The organism is Pinisolibacter sp. DMC19, from assembly GCF_056313985.1.
Genome location: NZ_JBQUZF010000002.1, coordinates 483002 through 506263, shown reverse-complemented (window position 1 = coordinate 506263; position 23262 = coordinate 483002). Strand labels below are relative to the sequence as shown.

Below are 23262 nucleotides of genomic sequence, written 5' to 3'. Positions count from 1 at the left end.
CGTCAGGCCGCCGCGACGTCCTGCAGGAAGCGCGAGATGCGGCCGTCGAGTTCGCTCGCGGCCTCCGCCAGTTCCTTGGCGACGCCGGTCACCTCGTCGGCGACGCGCGAGGTGTCGTCGACGGCGCCGGCCACCCGCGAGATCGCCTCGGTGAGGAGCGCGGTGTCGCGCGCCACGTCGCGCGAGCGGTCGGAAATCTGGTTGGTGGTGGCGGTCTGCTCTTCGACCGCCTGGGCGATGGTCGAGCTCGAATTCTCGATCGCCTCCAGCGAATGCGTCACCGAGGCGATCTGACGGACCGCTTCGCGGGTCGCCGACTGGATGGCGGCGACGCTGCCGCCGATCTCTTCGGTGGCCTTGGTGGTCTGGGTGGCGAGCTGCTTGACCTCGGAGGCGACGACCGCGAAGCCCTTGCCCGCCTCGCCGGCCCGCGCCGCCTCGATCGTGGCGTTGAGGGCGAGGAGATTGGTCTGGTCGGCGATGGCGCGGATCAGGTCGACGACGACGCCGATCTTCTCGGCGGTGTCGGCCAGCGCGGCGACGCCCTGGCGCGCCTCGCGCCCCTGTTCGGCGCCTTCCGAGGTGATGCGCCCGGCCTCCGACGTCTGGCGGCCGACGTCGATGACGGTCGACGACAGTTCCGACGTCGCATGCGCCACGGCGGCGACGTGCTCGGCGTCGGCATAGGCGAGCTTCTCGGCCTCGTGCATCGACTGGCCGGTCTCGCGCGCCGTCTTGGTCAACTCTTCGGCCGAGACCGTCATGTCCTGCGCCGTGGTGCGGACGAAGGCGACGATCTGCGCCGCCTCGCCGCGGAAGTCGGAGATGATCTTCTCGATCCGGCCGGCGCGGGCATTGTGCTCGTCGGCGATGTTGGCCTCTTCGAGCTTCAGCGCGTCGCGCTCGATCATCGACTGGCGGAACACCTCGACGGCGCGGGCGATCTCGCCGACCTCGTCGTTGCGGACCGTGTAGGGCACCTTGCCCGAGGTGTCGCCGGCGGCGAGCTCGTCCATCACGCCGGTCAGGCGATTGATCGGACGCGAGATGCCGCGGCCGAGCCACAGCGCATAGATCACGAAGGCGACCATCGCCGGCGTGCAGCCGGCCGAGATCCACATCACGGTCCGGATGATCGTCGTATCGACGTCGGTGACGTGGGTGCCGGTGCCGATCAACCAGTCGAAGCCGGGGACGGTCACGGCATAGGCGCTCTTGCGGCTGCTCGAACCGTCGCCCGGGCGCGTCCACTGATAGTCGACGAAGCCGCCGCCCTTCGCGGCGACCGCGCGCATCTCCGTCATCAGCCTCTTGCCGTCGGCGGTGACCGCGCCGTTGCCGTCGGTGCCGACCTTCAGCGCGGGATTGCCGGAGGCGACCAGCCTGCCGGCTTCGTCATAGGCGAAGATGTAGTTGTCACCCTCGAAACGGATCGCGGTGATCGCCTCGGCGCCTGCCTTGCGCGCCGCTTCCTGCGTCATCTCTCCGGCCGCGACCTTGCGCTGCAGTCCACCGAGATGGGAGGCGGTGGTGTCGATCACCGCCTTGGCCTGCTGCTGGCGCAGCTCGATCATCGCCTCGCGGAACTGGTAGATCGCATAGATCGTTCCGGCACTCATGATCACGACCGCGATGGCGATGATCGTGAGAAACCGAAGCCCGAGGGTCAGTTTGATGCGGCTGAACATGTTTTCTTGTTCCGGCTCTCGCAGGCGTTCCGCTGCAAAAATAGGCCGTGGTGGTTAAAGAAATCATTTCGGCACGGCGATTTGTCGACATACGGGAAACCACGTGGCCGCACAGTTTCCACGCGAAGATGACGCGACGTCAGAAAAATTAGACGAAAGGCTGATGCCGTCGTCGCGGTAGAATTCGCGGGAAACTGCCGCAATCGTGACTGAAAACGATTTCACAACGTCTTGTCGGGCACCGCGCCGGCGAGACGGCCGGGATGCCCTTACGTCACGATGGTGAGGCGCTCTGCCGCACGGGTAATGCCGGTGTAGAGCCAGCGGGCGCGATGTTCCTTGAAGGCGAAGCTCTCGTCGAACAGCACGACGTCGTCCCACTGTGAACCTTGCGACTTGTGGACGGTCAACGCGTAACCGTAGTCGAATTCATCGGATCGACGACGCAATTGCCAAGGCAGAGCATCTTCTCCACCTTCGAAGAAGGCTGGAAGAACCGAGGCCGCGATGCGCCGCCGTTCGGTCGTGTCTTCGGCGGCGAGGTCGAATTTCAGGAAGGCGCCCTTCGGGCTCTTCACTCGGGTGACGCGATAGAGCCCGCCGTTCTGGATGCCCTTGGTCTTGTCGTTCCTGAGACAGACGAGCTTCTCGCCGACTTCCGGCGTCGTGGCGGTGTAGCCGCGCAGCTCGCGGATGCGCTTGTTGTAGAGATGCCGCGTCTTGTTGCGCCCGACCAGCACCTGGTCGGCGGCGAGGATGCGGTCGGCGGTGATCTCGCGCCGGCCGATCACCGCGGCCTCGCCGTAGTCGCCCGGCTCGAGCTCGCGCCCCTCGCGGATGTCCATCGACAGGCGGATGATCGGATTGTGTGCCGCCTGCCGGTGCACTTCCGTCAGCATCACGTCGGGTGTCGCCTCGGTGAAGAAGCCGCCGCCCTTGACCGGCGGCAGCTGCGCCGGATCGCCCAGCACCAGCGTCTTCTTGCCGAAGGAGAGCAGGTCGCGTCCGAGATCCTCGTCGACCATCGAGCATTCGTCGATGACGATCAGATCGGCCTTGGCGGCGTCCGAGTTGCGATTGAGAGTGAAGGAGAAGGTCTCCTCCTCTTCCTCCTCGTCCTCGGCCGGGCGCTTGGGGCGATAGATCATCGAATGGATGGTCGAGGCACCGTCGCAGCCCTTGGAGCGCATCACCAGCGCCGCCTTGCCGGTGAAGGCGCCGAAACAGACGTCGCCGTCGACGCCCTCGGCGATGTGGCGCGCGAGCGTCGTCTTACCGGTGCCGGCATAGCCGAACAGCCGGAAGACTTGGGCGTCGCCGCGCTTCAGCCAGTCGGCGATCTCGGTCAGTGCCCGATCCTGTTGGGGTGCCCATTCCATGCGATGCGAATCCTCGCCCGACCCTTCGCGCAAGGTTCTACAGGGATTGGAACAAAATGAAAACAGAGGTTGCGGGCCTCGTCACTGCGCCCCGAGCAGCGTGAGCCAGCCGACCGAGGTCAGGACGCCGAGCGCCGTCGTCAGCGCGACCACACCGGCCCCCAGCCGCTGCCCGGCGCCGAACTGGCTCGCCAGCATGAAGACGTTGATGCCCGCCGGCACGCCCGCCACCACCACCAGCGGCCCGGTGTCGGCGGCGTCGAGCCCGACCAGCCGGCAGGTCGCCAGCACCAGCGCCGGCATCGCCACCAGCTTCAGCGTCGAGATCGCCAGCGACGGCGCGATGTCGCCGCGGATGCCGCGGAAATGCATGCTCATGCCGAGCGACAGGAGCGCCACCGGGCTCGCCATCTCGGCGATCGACTGCACGGTCTTTTCGACCACGCCGGTCGGCTTCAGCGCGAAGTAGCGGAAGGCGAGGCCGGCGAAGATGCCGAGCACGATCGGATTGGTCGCGAGCGCCTTGAGGATCCGCCAGACGGTCCGGAACACGCCGCCCGGTGCGTCCTTGCCCGAGGCGCGCGTCATCATCAGCGTCGCCGCCGTCATCATGATCGGCATGTGGACGGAGATGATCAGCGTGACGATCAGCGCGCCGTGGTCGCCGTAGGCCTTCTGCGCCAGCGGCAGGCCGACGAAGGCGGTGTTGGCGAAGGCCGCCCCCATGCCGCCGATGACGGCGGTGCGGGCGTCGCGATCGAAGACGCGGGCGGTGACGAAGTGGCCGATCCCCCACGAGATCGCCGCCGCCGGGAAGTAGCAGGCCCACAGCGCCCAGGGCGACACCGCGCCGAAGTCGGCGAAGACGATGGTGCGGAAGATCAGCATCGGAATGCCGACGGCGCCTGCGACGATCGCCAGCCCGTCGGCCGCCTGCGGCCCGATGGTGCGCGTCACCGCCATCACCCAGCCGATGGCGACGAAGGCGAAGATCGGCACGACGGTCTCGAGGGCGAACAGCATGGGCATCCCACTGCGATCGACGGCGGGATGCCGGGCGGATCGTCCTGTTTTCGCTAACATGACCGGTCGGATTTGAACACCGCCGCGCCCGCATGGGACGATCCCGCCGCGAGATGCGTCGAAGTCCGCCGTCTGCCTCTGGTCTCGACGCCCGGATCGAGCTATTTGAACCGCTCGAAGATCGCTGGAATCCGTCGCGCCTCGCCGCGACCTCCTCGAAGGAAGAGCCGATGCCCGCCTATCGTTCCCGCACCTCCACCCATGGCCGCAACATGGCCGGCGCCCGCGGTCTGTGGCGCGCCACCGGCATGAAGGACGGCGACTTCGGCAAGCCGATCATCGCCGTGGTGAACTCCTTCACCCAGTTCGTCCCCGGCCACGTCCATCTCAAGGACCTCGGCCAGCTGGTCGCCCGCGAGATCGAGCGGGCCGGCGGCGTCGCCAAGGAGATGAACACCATCGCCATCGACGACGGCATCGCCATGGGTCACGACGGCATGCTCTATTCACTGCCGTCGCGCGACCTGATCGCCGACAGCGTCGAATACATGGTCAACGGCCACTGCGCCGACGCCATGGTCTGCATCTCCAACTGCGACAAGATCACCCCCGGCATGCTGATGGCGTCGCTGCGCCTCAACATCCCGACGATCTTCGTCTCCGGCGGCCCGATGGAGGCCGGCAAGGTGCTGCTCTCGACCGGCGACACCAAGTCGGTCGACCTGATCGACGCGATGATCGCCGCCGCCGACGACAAGGTGTCGGACGAGGACGTGAAATCCTACGAGCGCTCGGCCTGCCCGACCTGCGGCTCGTGCTCGGGCATGTTCACCGCCAACTCGATGAACTGCCTGACCGAGGCCCTCGGCCTGTCGCTGCCCGGCAACGGCTCGACGCTGGCCACCCACGCCGATCGCGAGCGCCTGTTCCTCGAGGCCGGCCGGCTGATCGTCGATCTCGCCAAGCGCTATTATGAAAGCGACGACGAGAGCGTGCTGCCGCGCTCGATCGCCGGCAAGCCGGCCTTCGAGAACGCCATGACGCTCGACATCGCCATGGGCGGTTCGACCAACACCGTGCTGCATCTCCTCGCCGCGGCGCAGGAGGCGGGCGTCGACTTCCAGATGGCCGACATCGACCGTCTGTCGCGCCGCGTGCCCTGCCTCTCCAAGGTCGCCCCGGCGGTCGCCAACGTCCACATGGAGGACGTCCACCGCGCCGGCGGCATCTTCGCCATCCTCGGCGAACTGGAACGTGCCGGCCTTCTCGCGACCGACCTGCCGACCGTCCACGCGCCTTCGCTCAAGGCTGCGATCGACACCTGGGACATCGTGCGCTCGAACGACCCGGCGGTCGCCGAGTTCTACAAGGCGGCTCCGGGCGGCGTGCCGTCGCTGACCGCCTTCTCGCAGGCGCGTCGCTGGGACAGCCTCGACACCGACCGCGCCAAGGGCGTCATCCGTGACGCCGACCATGCCTTCTCCAAGGACGGCGGCCTCGCGGTTCTCTTCGGCAACATCGCGCTCGACGGCTGCATCGTGAAGACCGCCGGCGTCGACGAGTCGATCCTGAAGTTCGAAGGCGAAGTGAAGATCTTCGAGAGCCAGGACGCCGCGGTCGCGGGCATTCTCGGCGGCCAGGTGGTGGCGGGCGACGTCGTCGTCATCCGCTACGAAGGCCCCAAGGGCGGTCCCGGCATGCAGGAGATGCTCTATCCGACGAGCTATCTGAAGTCGAAGGGCCTGGGCAAGGCCTGCGCGCTGCTGACCGACGGCCGCTTCTCCGGCGGCACCTCGGGTCTGTCGATCGGCCATGCCTCGCCGGAAGCGGCGGAGGGTGGCAACATCGGCCTCGTCGAGGCCGGCGATCGCATCCGCATCGACATCCCGAACCGCAAGATCGACCTGCTCGTCTCCGACGAGGTTCTGGCCGATCGTCGTGCGAAGATGGAAGCCAAGGGCAAGGCCGCCTGGAAGCCGGCCGAGCCGCGCGCCCGCAAGGTCTCGGCGGCGCTGCGCGCCTACGCCGCCATGGCGACCTCGGCCGCCAAGGGCGCCGTCCGCGACGTCAGCCAGATCGAGCGCTGATCGGCGACCGATCGATCCGCACCATGGGAAACGATGAAGGGCGGGAGCCGGGGGCTCCCGCCCTTCGTCGTTCCGATGGGGCCTCACGCAGCCGCGTCGAAGGTCGAGGCGGGCGGCGTCATGTTGCTCGTCGCCTGGCCGTAGGTCTGCATCAACATCTGGGCCAGCATCTGCGAGTACTTCGACGTGTCGGTGTCGCTCGACGACGTGGTCGAGGACGTGGACGTGTCGCTCGAAGAGGCCGTCGTCGTCGTGGAGGACGAGGAGTCGGTCGACGACGTCGAGGACGTGGAGGCCTGCTCGCCGTGCGGTCCGCCGTTCGGGCCGCCGGGCGGCGGCGGCGGCGGGGCGTTGGCTTCCATGAAGCTCGACAGCTCGTCTTCCGACACCGAGCCGTCGCCGTCTTGGTCGAGGCTCGCCATCAGCTGCGAGACGAGGTCGCTCGACGACGTTCCGTCGGTCGACGAAGCGGCGTCGGTCGACGTCGAAGAGGACGACGACGAGGAGGAGGAATCCTCCTGCAACGACAGGAGCGAGCTGCGGGTCTTGTCGTCGAGCCCGTCGACGAAGGACTGCAGTTCACTGGAGGAGAGCCCGCCGCTCTGATCGCTGTCGAGCGACGACATGATCGAAGACGCGGCATCGCTGGCGGAGGGGGGCGGGGGAGGCGGTCCCTGCATCGCCTGCGTGGAGCTCGACGAACCGGAGGTTCGGCTGTTCCACGAGGTCTGCATGGAGGATGTGTTCAAGGAACCGATCATCGTCGGTGGCTCCTCATGCTCAGCCGGTCCGGAATGGTCCGGCTCATTTCCCGCTGTACAAGGACCGTGCCCTGTTTCCTCTAGATGTCTCGCGCAAGTCTCGGTAAATTTTCAGAAAATCACTGGAAATATATGAGGCCTCGACGACCTGTGAGATGCTCCGGCGACGTCGGGGAACGGTAAGGTTTGCCGGGCAATGAGCGCTGCTCGGCAAGATCTGCCGCGACCGCCGGTCGCGGATGAACCCGACGAGGCGAATCGTTTCGTCAACCTGCGGGTAATCATCTCGCTTCACTCTATCTTTCAGAATTCGTGTCAGGGTCCCGGCCATGGGTCATTTCCAAAAGGGGAGTGTCATGGCCACTCAGATTCGCGAGCTTCTCGGCAGTCACAAGATCATTCCGGTTCCGGTCGACAACGTCCCCGACGAGGCCGATCTCTACGATCTCGGGATGACATCGTTTGCGTCGGTACAGCTGATGCTGGCCCTCGAAGAAGCCTTCGACATCGAATTCCCGGAACGCATGTTGAACCGCAAGACGTTCCAGTCGATCGCCTCGATCGACCGTTCCGTGTCCGAACTCGTTGCCGGAAGGGCTTGATCCCATGAACATTGCCATCGATCCCACGTCGCTGACCGAGTCCGCTCTGACGCGCATGGCGCGCGTCGCCGACGAAGTGGCCGCGAAGTACGCCGCCGACGTCGATGCCGTCGGTCGTTTCCCGAAGGAGACCTTCGAGGCCCTCAAGCGCGAGCGTCTGCTCGGCTGCTGGATCCCGAAGGAATACGGCGGCGAAGGCCTCTCCTTCACCGAGATCTGCGGCCTCGTCGCTCGTCTCGGCCAGGCCTGCGGCTCGTCCGCCATGGTCTACGGCATGCATCAGATCAAGATGTCGTCGCTGATCCAGCATTCGGTCGGGTCGGACTGGCACATCGAATTCATGCGCGAATGCGCCCGCGATCAGCTCCTGCTCGGCTCGGCGACGACCGAAGGCGGCATCGGCGGCGATCTGCGCAACTCGATCTGCGCCGTGGAGGTCAAGGACGGCCGCTATCGCCTGACCAAGCAGGCGACCTGCATCTCCTACGGCTGGGAGAGCGACGCGATCCTCGCCACCTGCCGCCGTCATCCCGATGCCGCCTCGTCGGATCAGGTCATGGTGGTCTGCCGCAAGGAAGACTACACCCTGCGCGAGACCGTCACCTGGGACACGATGGGCATGCGCGGCACCCGGTCGATCGGCTTCGAGCTGATCTCCGAAGGTGACGCCCGTCACATCTTCGTCCAGCCCTTCGGCGAGATCGCCGCCCAGTCCATGCTCGCCATGGCCCACATCATCTGGTGCGCCACCTGGTACGGCATCGCCGCCGACACCGTGGTCAAGGCCCAGGCCTTCGTGAAGGCCGAAGCCAAGAAGCGTCCGGGCGTCATCCCGCCGGGCGCCCTGCGCCTCGCCGAGGCCTCCGCGACGCTGCAGAAGATGAAGTCGCTGCTGACCGCCGGCATCGCCCACTACGAGGCCGCTCTGGTCGACGAGAACCTGATGAACAGCCTCATGTTCATCGCCGAACTCTGCACCATCAAGGTGTCGGCGTCGGAACTCGGCACCGAGATCGCCCAGCAGTCGCTGATGATCCTCGGCCTCAACGGCTATCGCAACGACAGCCCGTGGTCGATCTGCCGCAACTACCGCGATCTCCTCTCTGCCGCGATCATGATCAACAACGATCGCATCCTCGGCAACGCCTCGAGCCTGCTCCTCATGAGCAAGATCGACACTTCGATCGGAGCGTGATCCGCATGAACGCCGTTCCCCCGAACTTCGAGGCGGTCGAGACCGCCGACGAGGCCGAAGAGACCTCGGCCAAGCCGTTCCTCGACACGCTGTTCGCGGACGGCGTTCTGATCCCCTCGGGTGTCGACGGCCTCTACGGCCGCTCCGGCGACTTCGAGGACGTGATCGACCGGTTCGAGGCGCTCGTCGAGCGCTTCTCCCGGGAAGACGGTGCGGTGAAGATCCACTTCCCCCCCGCCATGCCCCGCGTCAACATGGAGAAGTCCGGTTACCTGAAGAGCTTCCCGCAGCTCGCCGGTTCCGTGCACTCCTTCATGGGCAACGACATGGACCACTGCCGCCTGATCGCCGCGATCGCGGAAGGCGGTGACTGGTCGCAGTTCCAGCAGGCGACGGACCTCGTCCTCACCCCCGCCGCCTGCTACCCGCTCTACCCGGCGGTCGCCGCCAGGGGCGCGGTGCCGGATGCCGGACTGCTCTTCGACCTGAAGAGCTACTGCTTCCGCCACGAGCCCTCCAAGGAACCGACCCGCATGCAGTTCTTCCGCATGCGCGAGAACGTCCGCATCGGCACCGCCGAGCAGGTCCAGGACTTCCGCGAGCGCTGGCTCGAGCGTGGTCCGAAGCTGATCGAGAGCCTGGGGCTGCCCTGCGAGCTCGACGTCGCCAACGACCCGTTCTTCGGCCGCGGCGGCAAGCTGATGGCGCGCAACCAGCGTGACCAGCAGCTGAAGTTCGAGCTTCTGGTTCCGGTCAACGACGGCCTCGGCCCGACCGCCTGCTTGTCGTTCAACTACCACCAGGACCATTTCGGCACCCTGTGGAACCTCGTTCGCGAGGATGGCGAGAAGGCCCATTCGGCCTGCGTCGGCTTCGGCCTCGAGCGCATCACGCTGGCGCTGTTCAAGCACCACGGCAACGACGTCGCCCAGTGGCCGGCGTCCGTGCGCAAGGTGCTGTGGGGCTGAGGCTCCCGGACGGTGGGAGACACGTCCCGCCGCATGCACAAAGCCCCCTTCACCCTGAGGTGCCCGGCGCGAGCCGGGCCTCGAAGGGCGAAGGGATGATGGGCGAGGCCGTGGCGGCTTCGCCCGACGGAACCGAGCCGCGAGGCCTTCACCCTCCCATCAGGGGAGGGTGGCCCGCAGGGCCGGGTGGGGTCGGAGTTCTCCTCTCGGACGCCGTTCGAGTGGAACCTCCCACATCACCCCACCCCCTGCCCCTCCCCTGAGGGGAGGGGGAAACCGGGCGGCATCCGAGCGATCCCGTCCGTGAGACCATGCGCCAGATCGAGGACATTCCATGCCCGCTCTCGACCCCGCGACCCATCGCTCCCATGCCCTCCACGGGCCCGATCGCCGTTGGCCGCAGACCAACTGCTGGACCGATCTGTGGATCGAGATCGTCGCCGCCCACGGCCACGATCCCCTCGCCATGCTCGGCTTCACCGTGACGCAGGACTACGAGGGCGATCAGGCGACCTTCTTCAAGGTGCCGACCGAGGACATGGAACGCCTCTTCGGCTTCCGTCTGCTGGAGCTGTCGATCTTCGACCGGCTCGAGGCGCATGTCGTCGAACAGGCGAAGCGCGGCCGCATCGTCGTCGTCGAGGTCGACGGGCACTTCCTGCCCGACACGCTCGGCGTCTCCTATCGCACGACGCATCCCAAGACGACGATCGGCATCCAGTCGATCGATCCGGAGGCGCGTCGCCTCGTCTATTTCCACAACGACGTCGTCTCCGCCCTCGAGGGCGAGGACTACGACGGCATCTTCGGTGCGAAGGACGCGGTCGCCGATCCGGCGAAGCTCTTCCCCTACGCCGAGTTCCTGAAGTTTCCCGAACGCGCCCCGCGTGTCGATCTCGTCGCGGAAGCCGTGGCGCTGATGAAGCATCATCTCGCCCGCCGCCCGGCGTCGAACCCGCTTGCCGCCTGGGCCGCCGACTTCGGCCGCCATGCGGCCGACCTCGCGACGCGGCCGCCGGAGTGGTTCCACACCTACGCCTTCAACCTGCCGCGCCAGTACGGCGCCAACTTCGAACTGCTGGCGAGCCATCTCGCCTGGCTGAAGGACCACGGCGAGACCGGTCTCGACCGGGCGATCGCCTCGGCCGAGGAGATCGCCGAGACCGCCAAGGTCTTCCAGTTCAAGCTCGCCCGCGCCATGGCGCGCAAGAAGTTCGAAGGGCTCTCCGAGATGATCGAGACCATGGCCGCGGCCTGGGACCGCATCATGACGGATCTCGACGCCAAGTACCTCGGGACGAGCGTCCGCGACGCGGCGTGAGGCCGCTAAGGGGTCAGCGGCGGCCGAAGCTCGTGTAGCGGATCACGCAGGATGGCGCCCGACAGCCGGCGGCGGTCAGTTCGATCGCAGCCGCCTCCGTCGCCATCGGCATGAAGGTCAGGGCGGTCGCATTGCCGACCGGCTGGCCCTGGGCGAGAACCGCGCCGTTCCGGCCGATCAGGCGCATCCGCACACCGCTGCAGGCATCGCAGATCGCGGCGAAGGCCACGGCCGTGTCCTGCCGCAGACCCGCGCCCCAGCGCTTGGGCGTGTCGCCGCGAATGGCGAAATTGTAGCCCTCCGCATGGAACGGCTTCCAGCCGTTGCCGACCCAGCGGCGCTGGACGCTCTGCCAGCCGTCGTCCATCGACGCCACGACCGGAGCGCCGGCGGCGCGAACCTCTCGGACGATGCCGGCGAGGACCGCCGTGGCCAGACCGACGACGAGCATGATTCGTACGGCGCTTCGCATCGTTCCTCACTCCCCATCCGGCAGCGACACGTGCCGTCGCGGCACCCGGGACGGGCCCGATCGGCCCGCCGACAGATGTCTGAGTAGAATTACGCATGCCGCATGATTTCCGCAAGCCGACGTGGGTGCGTCGCGTGGAGTATCCTGTCCCCCGTTCTTCCCCGAGTCGCCGGAGACCTCCCCCGTGCCTTTCCGCCCCTTCGAGACCTCGACCCTCCTCGACACCGGCTGGAGCCTCGTCTCGACCGCGCCGGGCGCCGCGGCGACGCCGGCCGATCTCGCGGATGATCTCGAAAGCGTCCCCGCGACTGCCCCCGGCACCGTCGCCGCAGCGCTTTCTGCCGCCGGCCGCTGGGACCTCGAAGCCCCGACGCCGCTGCACGATCGCGACCACTGGTACCGCACGCGGCTCGACGTCGCCGGCCGCCGCATCCTGCGCTTCGACGGGCTCGCGACCATCGCCGAGGTCTTCCTCGACGGTGTCGAGATCCTGCGCTCGCGCTCGATGTTCGTCGCTCGCGACGTGGCGGTCGACTGCCGGCCGGGCATGGAACTGGCGATCGTCTTCCGCTCGCTCGACCGCGCCCTCGAGACCGTGAAGCCCAAGCGCGCCCGTTGGCGCTCGACCCTGGTTCCCGATCAGCGCCTGCGCGCGATCCGCACCACGCTCCTCGGCCACATGCCGGGCTGGTGCCCGCCGGTCGACGCCGTCGGCCCCTTCCGGCCGATCCGCCTGATCGACCCGGCCGCAAACCCGATCGTCGACGTCGCCTTCGTCGCCGGCTTCGACGGTATGGACGGCCATCTCGACGTCACCATCACCCCGCGCGACCCCGCCGCCCGCCCCGACGGCATCGTCCGTTGCGCCGGCTGCGAGGCGCCGGTGGTGGCGAGCGGCGAGGGGACGTGGACGGCGCGGCTCAACCTCGCCGGCATCGCTCCCTGGTGGCCGGCGACCCACGGCGCACCGACCCTCCACGACGTCGCTCTCGTGCGCGACGGTCTGTCCACTCCGCTCGGCCGTGTCGGCTTCCGCCGCATCGACCTCGATCGCGGGCGCGACGGTCGCGGCTTCGGCCTGCGGGTCAACGGCGTCGAGGTCTTCGCCCGCGGCGTCGTCTGGACCGAGGCCGATCTCGTCGGCCTGCCTTCGACGCGCGGCGCCTTCGTCGCCGACCTCGAGCGACTGGCGGCGGCGGGCCTCAACATGGTCCGCGTCGCCGGCATCGGCCTCTATGCGCCGCCGGATTTCCACGCGCTCTGCGACGAGCTCGGCATCATGGTCTGGCAGGACCTGATGTTCGCCAATTTCGACTATCCCGCTGCCGATCCCGACTTCGTCGGGCTGTGTGCGGCAGAGGCCGAGGAGGTCGCGGCGCGGCTCGCTCTCTCGCCCTCGACGGTCGTCGCCTGTGGCGGCTCGGAAGTGACGCAACAGGCGGCGATGATGGGCCTGCCGCCGTCGATGTGGGGCAACGCCCTCTTCGACGAGGTTCTGCCCGAGATCCTCGCCCGCCGCCTGCCGACGCTGCCGCGGCTGCGCTCGACGCCCGACGGTGGCCCCATGCCCTTCGTCGTCGACGAGGGCGTCGGCCACTGGTTCGGCGTCGGCGCCTATCGCCGCCCGCTCGACGACGCACGCCTCGCCAGCGTCCGCTTCGCCGCCGAATGTCTCGCCTTCGCCCACGTCCCCGACGAGGTGTCGCTGGCCAAAGGGCTGCCCGTGTCGCCGGTCCATCACCCGAAGTGGAAGGAACGCGTGCCGCGCGATTCGGGAGCTGCCTGGGACTTCGAGGACACTCGCCTCCACTACGAGACCGAGATCTTCCGAACCGATCCGGCGCTGCGCCAGGAGGACCCGGCCCGCGCGCTGGCGATCGGCCGGGCGACGACCGCCCATGTGGTGGAAGAGACCATCCGCACGCTGCGCCGTCCCGGCTCGCCGACCCGCGGCGCGCTGGTCTTCCTCCATCGCGACACCCGGATGGGCGCCGGCTGGGGCTTCGTCGATGCCGAGGGGGTGGCGAAGTCGAGCTTCCACGGCCTCGCCCGCGCCGCGGCGCCGATTGCGGTGATCCTCGCGGACGAAGGGGTGAACGGCCTCGTCGTCCACCTCGTCAACGAGACCGCGACGCCGGTCGCCGGCCGGATCGAACTCGCGGCCCTGGCGGAAGGGCGCCGTCCGGCGGCGTCCGGCGCCCGCGACGTCGAGATCCCGGCGCGCGGCCACCTCTCGATCGCGGCGACCGATCTCTTCGGTGGCTTCTTCGACACCACGCGCGCCTATCGCTTCGGCCCCGCCGCCCACGACCTCACCCACGCTCGGCTCGCGGCGGCCGACGGCACGACGGTCGCGGAAGCCTTCCACTGGCCGCTCGGCCGCAGCGCCGTGAAGCGTGCGGCGGGTCTCGTCGCGCGGCTCGAGGGCGGCGCCGGCGACTGGCGGCTGGTGGTCGGAGCGGCGGTGGCGGTCACCGCGGTGACGATCGTCGACGAGGCCTTCGTCGCGGTCGACGACCATTTCCATCTGGCGCCGGGCGAGCGGACGGTCGCGCTCCGGCTCCGGCCGGGCGCGCCGGCGGAGGCGACCCCGCACGGCGAAGTGCGCGCCCTCGATGCGCTCGAGGTCGCACGCTACGGCTGACGGCGGCGGATCTCAGGCCGGCTTCTGGCGCAGCACGAAGGGGCGCCGGCCGCGGGCGAGGTCGCGGGCGACCAGTTGATCGATCCTGAGCCGCATGCGCTCGCCGATCCGGCGATGGAGGAAGCGGGCGATCGTCGGCGGCAGGTCGCCGCGTCGGGCGAGCGCGTCGTCCATCTCGGGCTGATGGGCGGCGATCGCCGAGAGCAGGTCGAAGCCGCGCGTCGAGATCTTGGCGCCGATGTTGCCGGCGACCGTCAGCAACACGCGGGCACGGCCGCGGTCGATCAGGAAGTCGGTCATGATCATCGACAGCGGATTGCGCCAGGCGATGGCGACTTCCTCGGCCTCGCGTTCGTTGACGGCGATGATCTCGACCAACTCGTCGTCGGAGAGTTCGGCGACCACCAGATGACGCGCCTCGAGCCGGCGCTTGAGCAGGGTGGAGACCTGCGGCGGCAGGTCGGGACGGCGGGCGAGCGCCTTGCCCATCGCCGACTGGCGTACGGCGATGTCGCACAGCGTCTCGAGGCTCGGCTCGGACAGGCGGGCGGTCTGGTTGCCGGCGAGTGCGGCCAGCACGTCGGGCCGGCCGCGGGCGACCAGCACCTCGGTGATCGCTTCCGAAAGCCCGCGCCGGCGTGCGATGGCGGTGTGGACGCGGTCGTTGTCGCGCGTGGTCAGGAGTTCGAGCAGTTCGACGTCGGAGAACGGTGCATGTTCGATCACCGCCGAGACGACGAGGTGGTCGTCCTCGAGCATGCGCGAGACGACCGCCCGCGGCACGTGTGGATGGGTCGAGACGTTGCGGGCGAAGGCGAAGCGCTCCAGCAGCCCCACCTTGCCGAACAAGGCGAGCACGAGTTTCGAGAAAATCTGACCTTCGGCGGAAGTCAAATCGCCGTCGTGACGCATGAGTTCTTCGGCCAGCCGCTTGAGCAGTTCGGGATCGGGGCGTTTTCCGCTCGTCCAATCCTGATATAGCTCTCTCAGACGTCGCTCTCGCATGTCGGGTTTCCTCTCCTTCCGCAACGATAGGCGTAAGGTGGTTGAAGAAACCTTATTTGCCGGCGCATCCGAAACCGATCCGAAACAATGCGGATCGGGACCCTTCAGCCACAGGCGACGGCGGGCCTTCGCCACAGGCTCGCCAGCTCCGGCCGTCGCGCCAGTTCGGCGACGCGGGACCAGATCTCGGCCGGCTCGTCGACCGGGCGATTGACGATGTCGGCGGCGACCCGCCCCGGCGCGCCCGAGAGCACGACGATGCGGTCGGCGAGCCGCACCGCCTCGCTCGGATCGTGGGTGACGAAGAGCGCCGCGACGCGCGTGCCGACGACGAGATCGCGCAGCATGCCCTGCAACGCCTGCCGCCGCGCCGGGTCGAGCGCGGCGAAGGGCTCGTCGAGCAGGACGAGATCGGGCTCGATGGCGAAGGCGCGGGCGATCGCGACGCGCGCCAGCATGCCGCCGGAGAGCCCGGCCGGCCGCTTGGCGAGATCGCCTTCACCGAGACCGAGCCGCAGGAGCCAGTGCCGCGCCCGCTCGCGGGCCTCGGGGCGCGTCAGCCCGTCGGCCGAAAGCGGCAGGGCGGCGTTGTCGAGAGCACTTTCCCAGGGCAGCAGGCGCGGCTCCTGGAAGATCATGGCGGTGCGACCGCCGTCGTTCGACACGCGGCCGCGGCCCGGCGCGATCAGGCCGGCGGCGAGCCGCAGCAGCGTCGTCTTGCCGATGCCCGAGGGCCCGAGCAGGGCGACGAGTTCGGCGCGGCCGACCGAAAGGTCGACGTCGGTGACGATGGCGCGGCCGTCCGCGCTCCAGGAGACGTCGTCGAACCGCAGCATCACGCGACCTCCCTCATGGCGCCGATGCCGACGCAGCGCGCGCCGCCGACGGCCGTCTTGCCCGGCGTCGTCTCGCGGTGCCCGGCGATCCAGCGCCGGAGCGGTCCGAGCACCAGCGCGTCGGTGACGAGCAGGAAGACGACGACGAGGACGATCCAGGCCATCGCCTCGGCGAGGTCGAGATGCGCCCGTGCCGTGGCGAAGGCGCCGCCGATGCCCGAGCCGTCGCCCAGCACTTCGGCCGTCAGCGCCACCTTCCACGAGATCGCGAAGGCGGTGGAGAGCGCCGGGGCGACATGGACGGCGAGTTCCGGCAGCACGATGCGCAGGAGCCGCGTGTGCCGCGGCAGGCGGAAGACCGTCGCCATCTCGGCGAGGCCGGCATCGCGCGTCCGCATCCCCTGCAGCGTCGCGGCGAAGACGATCGGCAGCGCGGTGATCGTCACCGTGAAGAGCGGCGCGAGGAGCCCCGTGCCGAACCACAGGAAGGCGAGCACGATCCAGGCGACCGGTGGCACGCCGAGGACGGCGGTGATCGGCGCGGCGAGCATGCCGCCGATCGGTCGCACCGCCCCGCCGGCGAGCCCCAGCCCGAAGCCGAGCGCCGCGCCGAGGAGCGCGCCGCCGACCGCATGGACGAGCGTCGTCGCGAGTGCGACGAAGGCCTCGCCGGAGGCCGTGATGCGCGCAAGTGCCGTCCCGGTGTCGCGGAGCGAGGGCAGCACGAAGGGCCCCGACCGGGCATGGACGAAGGCCCAGCCGGCGGCGAGGGCCGCCAGCCCCAGCGTCGGCCAGACCATGCGGAGAAAGCCGCGGCGCTCGCTCATGGCTCAGAGATCCAGATAGTAGTCGTCGGGCGGCAGCTTGCCGCCGACCGCGTTGGGTTCGAGCTCCAGCAGTGCCGAATAGAAGGCGATCAGCTCGTCCTTCGCCGCCTTGGCCGAGACGAGGTCGATCTTCAGATGCGGGAACGACTTCTCGAAGATCGGCGCCTTCATCTGCATGGTGCGTTCGGCGAGTTTCGCCGCCGCCGGCGGATCGGCGAGGACGCGGGCCTTGGCGGCGGGAAGCCCGGCGCGCAGGGCCGCGAGGATCTCCGGGCTCTCGTCGATCAGGCTCTGGTGGACGGCGATGCCGGCCATCGGGATCCGCGCCTTGCCCTTGTGGTGCCCCCAGACGTCGTTGAGATCGAAGGCACGACGCAGGCTCTTGCCCTGCGCCGCCGCCATGGCGATGGCCGCGGTCGCCGGTGGTTCGGAGAGGACGGCGGTGGTCGCCTGTCCCGCCGCCAGCATCTGCGCCGCCTCCATCGGCGTCTGCACATAGGTGAGCACGAAGTCCTTGTCGGGGTTCATGCCTTCCATCTTCGCCAGCGCCCGGAAGGTGAGGTCGGGCATGTCGTGGCGGAAGAAGCCGAGGATCGGCTTGCCGGCGAGATCGGCGAAGGAACGGATCGTCTCGTCCGAGGTGACGATCGACAGATGCCCCATGCCGAGGATGCAGAGGAGCTTCAGCGGCATGCCGCGCGCCACCAGGTTCGCCGGCACGTGGCTCGGCGTGGTGAAGAGCCGCGACCGACCGGAGACGATGCCGGCGCGCAGGTCGTCGGTCGTCCGCCATGTGCGGAACTTGGCGCCCGGCGCGGCACTCGCGAGCCCGCCCGCCTCGATCAGATCGGCGAGCACCACCGACGAACCGTTCGGCGCCAGCAGCACCTCGACATCCGAGACCGGCGCGGCGAAGGCCCGCGGCGTCGCGGCGAGGGCGGCGGCGCCGAGGAGAAGGGAACGGCGATCGAGGAAGGCGGTCATCGGGGGCTCCTGTCGGGGAAGGGGGCGGCGAGGGAGAGGGTGCGGGCGCGGACGTCGGCGTCGAGCGACGCGGCGGCCCGCACCACGGCCCGGGCGATCGTGCCGCCGCGCGCGTCGATGCCGGACCACTGCGCCTGCCAACGGCCGCGCGGGTCGATCTCGATCAGCTTGGTCTCGGCCGGCACCTCGGTGTCGTCGCGGACGAGGCCGCGCAACACGCCGTCCATCGGCGCCTGCACGGGCTCCCGACCGATCCGCCCGACGATCTGGCCGCGGAACACGCGGGTGCCGATCGCGAAGGCGGTGCGCCAGTGGCCGGCCTCTGCGGCGCGGACGAAACGCTCCTCGCCGTGGCCGCCGAGCAGGGGAGGAGACCCGTCCGGCGCCGCCGTGCTGCCTCGGGTCAGGAGGTGGCCGAGGCGGTCCGGACGGGTCTCCACCGCCACGTCGCAGTCGACGCCGGCGGAAAAGCCGGGGCCCAGCCCGATCGTCGCCGCCGCGAAGGGGCGCAGATCCGGCGTGACGGCATATTTCTGCAGCCGCGCGTCGACGAGGAGATCGAAGCGGCCGAGCGGCATCAGATCGACGAGACCCATGCGCGTCACCGCGACGGCTTCGGTCGATGCGGTCACCGCCAGCATCTCGATCAGGCTCTCGACGCCGACCGCCGGAACGCCCTCGAGCGCCGGCCCTTCGCCCCACAGAGCGTCGTGGAAGGCCATGCCGCGCCGGAGCACCGGCGGCAGCGGATCGTGCGACAGGACGACGCCCCAGCCGGCATGGCCGAGATGGACGGCGATCGCCGAGGCGACCTCGTTGGTGCCGAGGAGCACCGCCAGCGGCGGGCGGGAGGGAAAGGGCATCGTCGGCGCTCCGTCGGGCACTCGGCCCTCTATTTATATAATTGAATTACATCACGAGACGGAAAGCAACCGCCGTACCACCGGCGCATGGCGGTGCGCGACGTCACCAGAAACGTGACGTTCGGCCAAAAATGCCGCGAATTCGGGCATGGCGGCGCCCCATTCGGCAGCGGACGGCCGAAGAGGCGATTGTCGGGAATCCGACATCGTCGTATATGTCTAGGTGATTGCGAATGGAGGCTGCCATGTCGATCGCCGATGCGGAAATCTCGATCGCCGGACGGAGCGCGGCATGGAGCGTCGCACGGCGCCCGTCCTCGCCCCCCTCCGTCGCCCGTCGCCTGCCGATCCATGCCGAATGCGACGTCGGTGCGCTGGTCTACGGCCCCGACGACGATCCCGACGCGCTGATGCGCGCCTTCGTCGACCGGCGGATCGACGAGGGTCGCGACGTCGTCGGCATTCTCCAGACCCGTCGTCCGTCGCCCGACGGCTCGCGCCGCGGTGCCGCGCTGCGTCTCGTCCACGAGGCGCCGGTCGACGACGAGATCACCGTGCCGCAGACCCATGCCCGCGCCGTCGACGTCGTCGCCGATCTCGGGCAACGGCTCGAGGCGGTGCTCTCCCGCCGGCCCGAGCTGCTGGTGCTCAACCGCTTCGGCCGCGGCGAGATCGCCGGTGCGGGGCTTTGGCGGCTGATGGAGCGGGCCGTCACTCTGGAACTGCCGATGGTGACGGCGGTGCCCGAGACCCACTTCGGCGACTGGCTCGCCGCGGCATCCGGTCTCGCCGTGCGCATCCGCCCGACCGCGTCGGGGCTCGAGCGCTGGTGGCACTCGTTGGAGACCTCCGCGGCGCCGCGTGCCCGCGAGTCGGCCTGCAGCGCCTGGAAGTGACGTGGGCCGAAGGCCTGAAACGACGTCGCCCGCCCCGTGAGGGGCGGGCGATCGCATTTTCGGGTGTCGTCGCGAGGCGTTCGCCTCACTTCACGACGGTGAAGCCCTGACCTTCGAAGATCTTGCGGGCTTCGGGACCCTTCAGGAAGGCGAGATAGTCGGCGACGTCGGGGCTCTTGGCGTCCTTGGTCACGGCGACCGGATAGACGATCGGCGGGTGGCTGTCGGCCGGGAAGGTGCCGACGACGACGACCTTCGGTTCCGCCTTGGCGTCGGTCGCGTAGACGATGCCGTACTTGGCTTCGCCGCGGGCGACGAGACCGAGGGCGGCGCGGACGTTCTCGGCGCCGGCGATCTTCGGCTCGACATCCTTCCACACGCCCAACTTCTCCAGCGAGGCCTTGGCGTATTTGCCGACCGGCACCGAGGCGACGTCGCCGGTGGCGATCTTGCCGTCGCCGACCTTGGCGGCGAGCGCCACGCCCGGACCGATGTCGACCTTCTCCGGATTGGCGATCGGAGCGATCAGCACCAGCGCGTTGCCGAGCAGGTCGGAGCGCGTGTCGGCCTTGATCAGGCCCTTGTCGGCGACGTAGTTCATCCACGGGATGTCGGCCGAGATGAAGAGATCGGCCGGCGCGCCGGCCTCGATCTGCTTGGCCAGAGCCGAGGACGCGGCATAGGAGACGGTGACCGTCTTGCCCGACTTGGCCGTCCACAGCGCGTCGATCGCGTCGAGCGCGGTCTTCATCGAGGCGGCGGCGAAGACGGTCGGGCCGGCCGACTGGGCGGTCGCGGCGCCGACCGAGAGGCCGAGCGAGACGACGCCGACGGCCGCCAGCGCCAGGGCGCGACGCGTCAGGGCGGCGAAATCGGTGCGGAACGCGTGCATGTCGAGGGATCTCCTTGGGTGCGGGAAGCGGAACGTCGTGGCCGATGTCCGACATCGACCGGCTGCACGACCGCAATGCAATTCGAATGCCGAATGCTGGCATTCTGGACGGCAGGACGGCGATTTTCAACACGCAATATATAACCGAGGTATACGACGGCGGCGTTGCAGAGCCGCGACCGGCGCGGGCATCGGGATTCCGTGCCCGGGTCCGTCGTGCTAGCCTGACGCTCCGATCGACGTCGAACCGAGCCGGGATGGCGCCTTGAAGACCCTCATTCGTCTCCTCGCCTTCGGCGTCGCGCTCGCCGCCGGCCCCTCGGTTGCCGCGCGGGCGGCGGATGCCGCCTTCGAGCGCTTCCTCGCCGAGATCCGCCCCGAGGCGGAAGCCGCCGGCGTCTCGCGCGCCACCTTCGATCGCGAGACCCGCGGCCTCGAGCCCGATCTGAAACTGCCCGACCTCGCCCTGCCGGGCCGCCCGGCGACGGGGGCCTCGAAGCAGCCGGAGTTCGTCAGCCTGCCGGCCGACTACGTGAAGGAGACGACGATCGCCGGGCTGGCCGCGACCGGCCGCCGCCTCGCCGCGACCCATGCCGATGCGCTGGCCCGGCTCGAGGAGCGTTTCGGCGTGCCGGGCAACGTCGTTCTGGCGATCTGGGGCCGCGAGACCGACTACGGCCGCGCCGCCGACAAGCTCGACGCGCTACGTGTGGTGGCGACCCAGGCCTTCGTCGGCCGGCGCAAGGCACAGTTCCGCAGGGAGTTCGTCCTCGCGCTGAAGATCCTCGACGAGGGCGCGGTGAAGCGGTCGGAGTTCCGCTCGTCCTGGGCGGGGGCGACCGGTCTCACCCAGTTTCTGCCGTCGGAATATTATGGCCACGGCGCCGATCTCGACGGCGACGGCCGTGTCGACATCTGGCATTCGGTCGACGACGCGCTAGGCTCCGCCGCCAAGCAGCTCGCCGACAAGGGCTGGCAGCCGGGCACTCCCTGGGCGATCGAGGTGCGGGCACCCGCCGCCACCGACTGCACCCTCGGCGTGCCCGATCAGCGCCGGCCGATCGGCGACTGGGTCGACGCCGGCTTCGTGCCGACGCGCGGGCGGGTGCTGACCGCCGCCGAGCGGGCGGAACCCGCCTCGCTGCTCCAGCCCGAGGGCGCGCGGGGCCCGGCGTTTCTCACGACGAAGAACTACTTCGTGATCAAGGAATACAATTTCTCCGATCTCTACGTGCTCTTCGTCGGCCATCTCGCCGATCGCATCGCCGGCGGCGAACGCTTCGCCACGCCGTGGGGCGCGACGACGCGGCTCGAGACGGCGGGCGTCGAGACCGTGCAGCGCCATCTCACCCGGCTCGGCTTCTATCGCGACAAGATCGACGGCAAGGCCGGCATGCTGACGCGTTCGGCGGTCGGCGCCTATCAGAAGGCGACCGGCGCCCCCGTCGACTGCTGGCCGAGCGAGAGCGTGGCGAGATCCCTCGCGGCGACGCCGTGAGGGGTGACCGACCGATCTGCGGTGCGCCGTGCGGAGGCCCTTCATCCTGAGGTGCCCGGCTCTGCCGGGCCTCGAAGGGCGAAGGGCCGCGTGGCAGGGCCCGTCGTGGCTTCGTGTTTCGAGGCTCGCTTCGCTCGCACCTCAACATGAAGCCGAACAGGGTGCAGACTTCGGCGGCAGTGCTGCTCGATACCTCACCCCATCCGCGACAGCATCGTCTTGAAGCGTGCCGAGGCCCAGCCGAGGAAGAAGACGCCGAGTACCGCCATCACCGCGAGCTGCGGCCAGACGATGTCGAGGCCGGCGCCGCGATAGAGCAGCGCCTGCGAGAACTGCACGTACCAGACCGACGGCGAGGCGTGCATGCCCCATTGCAGCACCGGCGGCATGGACTCGAGCGGCGTCATGTTGCCGGAGAGCAGCAGCATGGTGGTGAAGACCGGGATCGCCATCAGCCCGAACTGCGGCATCGACGAGGCGACGGTGGCGATCAGGATGCCGAGCGAGGTGGTCGAGAACAGGTAGATCACCGTGCCGAAGGCGAAGAGCAGGCGCGATCCGGCGATCGGCACGCCGAGCCACCAGCGCACCACGATCTCCATCGAGGCGAGGGTGGCGACGAGGATCACCGCGCCGTTGGCGACGACCTTGGCGAGCGCGATCTCGACCGCGCCGATCGGCATCACCAGGAGATGCTCGATCGTGCCGTGCTCGCGCTCGCGGATCACCGCCGCGCCGACCAGGATGATCGACAGGATGGTGATCGAGTTGACGAGCTGCATGATGGCGTTGAACCAACGCCCCTCGATGTTGGGATTGAAGCGCACCCGCGGCACCACCTCGATCGGCAGCGACGCCTCGATGCCGGCGGTGTTGGCCCAGGTCGCGACCTCCTCGGCGACGATGTTCTGGACGAGGATCGAGCCGTTGCCGGCCTGCACCATGGCGGTGGCGTCGACGGTCAGCGCGATCGACGGTGCCCGGCCGGCGACCGTGTCCTTCTCGAAGTCGGGCGGGAACTCGACGACGAAGCCCCAGCGCCCGAGATCGAGCCCGCGCGCCGCCTCGGTCGGACCGACGACGATCGGCGGCTTGAACCACGGCGGGCGCAGCGCATCGACGATGCGGTGCGACAGCACCGAGCGGTCGGCGTCGACGATCGCCACCTGCGCGCCCACGACCTCGAGCTTGACGCCGGTCGCCACCGTGACGACCGCCACCGACAGCGCATAGACGATCAGTCCGAGCATCACCGGATCGTGCCGGAGGCTCGCCAGTTCCTTGAGCGAGAGACGCCAGAGGTCGAGGAGGAAGCGCATGG

General features: G+C 69.0%; 20 protein-coding genes. 8 read left to right on the top strand and 12 right to left on the bottom strand.

Features of this window, described 5'->3' with window-relative positions; translation table 11 throughout:
- Positions 1-2: 2 nt before the first annotated feature.
- The 3 genes from ACT53U_RS06795 to ACT53U_RS06785 form a co-directional block, all read right to left on the bottom strand.
- Positions 3-1688, bottom strand: coding sequence for a methyl-accepting chemotaxis protein (locus ACT53U_RS06795; protein WP_476153669.1), 1686 nt, complete (start codon positions 1686-1688; stop codon positions 3-5).
- Between the two features lie 269 nt (positions 1689-1957).
- Positions 1958-3067: an ATP-dependent DNA helicase gene (locus ACT53U_RS06790; RefSeq protein ID WP_476153668.1), complete on the bottom strand. Its 1110-nt coding sequence runs from the start codon at positions 3065-3067 to the stop codon at positions 1958-1960.
- Positions 3068-3148: 81 nt separating this feature from the next.
- On the bottom strand, positions 3149-4096 hold the full coding sequence (locus ACT53U_RS06785) for an AEC family transporter (RefSeq protein ID WP_476153667.1): 948 nt from the start codon (positions 4094-4096) through the stop codon (positions 3149-3151).
- A 224-nt stretch (positions 4097-4320) separates the two neighbouring features.
- Here ACT53U_RS06785 and ilvD point away from each other — a divergent pair, with 224 nt between their 5' ends.
- Positions 4321-6177: a dihydroxy-acid dehydratase gene (ilvD, locus tag ACT53U_RS06780; RefSeq protein WP_476153666.1), complete on the top strand. Its 1857-nt coding sequence runs from the start codon at positions 4321-4323 to the stop codon at positions 6175-6177.
- Positions 6178-6260: 83 nt separating this feature from the next.
- Here the strand turns inward: ilvD and ACT53U_RS06775 are convergent, their stop codons facing one another.
- Positions 6261-6803 (bottom strand): EF-hand domain-containing protein, encoded by a 543-nt coding sequence (locus ACT53U_RS06775; RefSeq protein ID WP_476153665.1) that lies wholly within the window; start codon positions 6801-6803, stop codon positions 6261-6263.
- Between the two features lie 491 nt (positions 6804-7294).
- Between ACT53U_RS06775 and ACT53U_RS06770 the strand changes: the two genes are divergently transcribed.
- From ACT53U_RS06770 to ACT53U_RS06755, 4 genes are all read left to right on the top strand, one after another.
- Positions 7295-7540: an acyl carrier protein gene (locus tag ACT53U_RS06770; RefSeq protein WP_476154003.1), complete on the top strand. Its 246-nt coding sequence runs from the start codon at positions 7295-7297 to the stop codon at positions 7538-7540.
- A 4-nt stretch (positions 7541-7544) separates the two neighbouring features.
- Positions 7545-8735 carry an acyl-CoA dehydrogenase family protein gene (locus ACT53U_RS06765; protein WP_476153664.1) on the top strand — a complete coding sequence of 397 codons (1191 nt, stop codon included), beginning with the start codon at positions 7545-7547 and terminating at the stop codon, positions 8733-8735.
- A 5-nt stretch (positions 8736-8740) separates the two neighbouring features.
- The gene (locus tag ACT53U_RS06760) at positions 8741-9703 is read left to right on the top strand and encodes an amino acid--[acyl-carrier-protein] ligase (RefSeq protein ID WP_476153663.1); all 963 of its coding nucleotides are present in this window, start codon (positions 8741-8743) and stop codon (positions 9701-9703) included.
- 334 nt (positions 9704-10037) lie between these two features.
- Entirely contained in the window at positions 10038-11024 is a 987-nt protein-coding gene (locus tag ACT53U_RS06755; RefSeq protein ID WP_476153662.1) for a DUF1839 family protein, read from the top strand.
- Positions 11025-11037: 13 nt separating this feature from the next.
- On the opposite strand, the gene ACT53U_RS06750 is transcribed toward ACT53U_RS06755, so the two are convergent.
- A complete protein-coding gene (locus tag ACT53U_RS06750; RefSeq protein ID WP_476153661.1) occupies positions 11038-11496 on the bottom strand; it encodes a hypothetical protein in 459 nt (152 codons plus the stop codon).
- 184 nt (positions 11497-11680) lie between these two features.
- Between ACT53U_RS06750 and ACT53U_RS06745 the strand changes: the two genes are divergently transcribed.
- Complete coding sequence (locus tag ACT53U_RS06745) at positions 11681-14140, top strand: glycosyl hydrolase 2 galactose-binding domain-containing protein (RefSeq protein WP_476153660.1); 2460 nt, start codon at positions 11681-11683, stop codon at positions 14138-14140.
- 12 nt (positions 14141-14152) lie between these two features.
- On the opposite strand, the gene ACT53U_RS06740 is transcribed toward ACT53U_RS06745, so the two are convergent.
- The 5 genes from ACT53U_RS06740 to ACT53U_RS06720 form a co-directional block, all read right to left on the bottom strand.
- Positions 14153-15145 carry a DUF2336 domain-containing protein gene (locus ACT53U_RS06740; protein ID WP_476153659.1) on the bottom strand — a complete coding sequence of 331 codons (993 nt, stop codon included), beginning with the start codon at positions 15143-15145 and terminating at the stop codon, positions 14153-14155.
- Positions 15146-15249: 104 nt separating this feature from the next.
- Positions 15250-15981 carry an ABC transporter ATP-binding protein gene (locus tag ACT53U_RS06735; protein WP_476153658.1) on the bottom strand — a complete coding sequence of 244 codons (732 nt, stop codon included), beginning with the start codon at positions 15979-15981 and terminating at the stop codon, positions 15250-15252.
- Positions 15981-16808, bottom strand: a complete 828-nt coding sequence (locus ACT53U_RS06730; protein ID WP_476153657.1) for an ABC transporter permease — start codon at positions 16806-16808, stop codon at positions 15981-15983. The genes ACT53U_RS06735 and ACT53U_RS06730 overlap by 1 nt, the downstream gene beginning before the upstream one ends.
- A gap of 3 nt (positions 16809-16811) precedes the next feature.
- A complete protein-coding gene (locus ACT53U_RS06725; RefSeq protein WP_476153656.1) occupies positions 16812-17792 on the bottom strand; it encodes an ABC transporter substrate-binding protein in 981 nt (326 codons plus the stop codon).
- Entirely contained in the window at positions 17789-18655 is an 867-nt protein-coding gene (locus ACT53U_RS06720; protein WP_476153655.1) for a xanthine dehydrogenase, read from the bottom strand. Before ACT53U_RS06720 ends, ACT53U_RS06725 begins: the two co-directional genes overlap by 4 nt.
- Positions 18656-18900: 245 nt before the next feature.
- Here ACT53U_RS06720 and ACT53U_RS06715 point away from each other — a divergent pair, with 245 nt between their 5' ends.
- Positions 18901-19551: a DUF2478 domain-containing protein gene (locus ACT53U_RS06715; protein ID WP_476153654.1), complete on the top strand. Its 651-nt coding sequence runs from the start codon at positions 18901-18903 to the stop codon at positions 19549-19551.
- A gap of 85 nt (positions 19552-19636) precedes the next feature.
- Here ACT53U_RS06715 and modA read toward each other — a convergent pair whose 3' ends face one another.
- Complete coding sequence (gene modA / locus ACT53U_RS06710) at positions 19637-20443, bottom strand: molybdate ABC transporter substrate-binding protein (RefSeq protein WP_476153653.1); 807 nt, start codon at positions 20441-20443, stop codon at positions 19637-19639.
- Positions 20444-20708: 265 nt separating this feature from the next.
- Between modA and ACT53U_RS06705 the strand changes: the two genes are divergently transcribed.
- A complete protein-coding gene (locus ACT53U_RS06705; protein ID WP_476153652.1) occupies positions 20709-21941 on the top strand; it encodes a lytic murein transglycosylase in 1233 nt (410 codons plus the stop codon).
- A gap of 194 nt (positions 21942-22135) precedes the next feature.
- Here the strand turns inward: ACT53U_RS06705 and ACT53U_RS06700 are convergent, their stop codons facing one another.
- Complete coding sequence (locus ACT53U_RS06700; RefSeq protein ID WP_476153651.1) at positions 22136-23260, bottom strand: ABC transporter permease; 1125 nt, start codon at positions 23258-23260, stop codon at positions 22136-22138.
- Positions 23261-23262: the final 2 nt, after the last annotated feature.

Excerpts from the sequence above, each read along its gene's own strand:
- ACT53U_RS06725 (WP_476153656.1), bottom strand. The coding sequence starts at position 17,792 with ATGACCGCCTTCCTCGATCGCCGTTCCCTTCTCCTCGGCGCCGCCGCC.
- ACT53U_RS06700 (WP_476153651.1), bottom strand. The coding sequence starts at position 23,260 with ATGCGCTTCCTCCTCGACCTCTGGCGTCTCTCGCTCAAGGAACTGGCG.
- ACT53U_RS06775 (WP_476153665.1), bottom strand. The coding sequence starts at position 6,803 with ATGTCGTCGCTCGACAGCGATCAGAGCGGCGGGCTCTCCTCCAGTGAA.
- ACT53U_RS06795 (WP_476153669.1), bottom strand. The coding sequence starts at position 1,688 with ATGTTCAGCCGCATCAAACTGACCCTCGGGCTTCGGTTTCTCACGATC.
- ACT53U_RS06750 (WP_476153661.1), bottom strand. The coding sequence starts at position 11,496 with ATGCGAAGCGCCGTACGAATCATGCTCGTCGTCGGTCTGGCCACGGCG.
- ACT53U_RS06735 (WP_476153658.1), bottom strand. The coding sequence starts at position 15,981 with ATGCTGCGGTTCGACGACGTCTCCTGGAGCGCGGACGGCCGCGCCATC.
- ACT53U_RS06770 (WP_476154003.1), top strand. The coding sequence starts at position 7,295 with ATGGCCACTCAGATTCGCGAGCTTCTCGGCAGTCACAAGATCATTCCG.
- ACT53U_RS06755 (WP_476153662.1), top strand. The coding sequence starts at position 10,038 with ATGCCCGCTCTCGACCCCGCGACCCATCGCTCCCATGCCCTCCACGGG.
- ACT53U_RS06720 (WP_476153655.1), bottom strand. The coding sequence starts at position 18,655 with ATGCCCTTTCCCTCCCGCCCGCCGCTGGCGGTGCTCCTCGGCACCAAC.
- ACT53U_RS06730 (WP_476153657.1), bottom strand. The coding sequence starts at position 16,808 with ATGAGCGAGCGCCGCGGCTTTCTCCGCATGGTCTGGCCGACGCTGGGG.
- ilvD (WP_476153666.1), top strand. The coding sequence starts at position 4,321 with ATGCCCGCCTATCGTTCCCGCACCTCCACCCATGGCCGCAACATGGCC.
- ACT53U_RS06740 (WP_476153659.1), bottom strand. The coding sequence starts at position 15,145 with ATGCGAGAGCGACGTCTGAGAGAGCTATATCAGGATTGGACGAGCGGA.
- ACT53U_RS06785 (WP_476153667.1), bottom strand. The coding sequence starts at position 4,096 with ATGCCCATGCTGTTCGCCCTCGAGACCGTCGTGCCGATCTTCGCCTTC.
- ACT53U_RS06715 (WP_476153654.1), top strand. The coding sequence starts at position 18,901 with ATGTCGATCGCCGATGCGGAAATCTCGATCGCCGGACGGAGCGCGGCA.
- ACT53U_RS06790 (WP_476153668.1), bottom strand. The coding sequence starts at position 3,067 with ATGGAATGGGCACCCCAACAGGATCGGGCACTGACCGAGATCGCCGAC.
- ACT53U_RS06765 (WP_476153664.1), top strand. The coding sequence starts at position 7,545 with ATGAACATTGCCATCGATCCCACGTCGCTGACCGAGTCCGCTCTGACG.
- modA (WP_476153653.1), bottom strand. The coding sequence starts at position 20,443 with ATGCACGCGTTCCGCACCGATTTCGCCGCCCTGACGCGTCGCGCCCTG.
- ACT53U_RS06760 (WP_476153663.1), top strand. The coding sequence starts at position 8,741 with ATGAACGCCGTTCCCCCGAACTTCGAGGCGGTCGAGACCGCCGACGAG.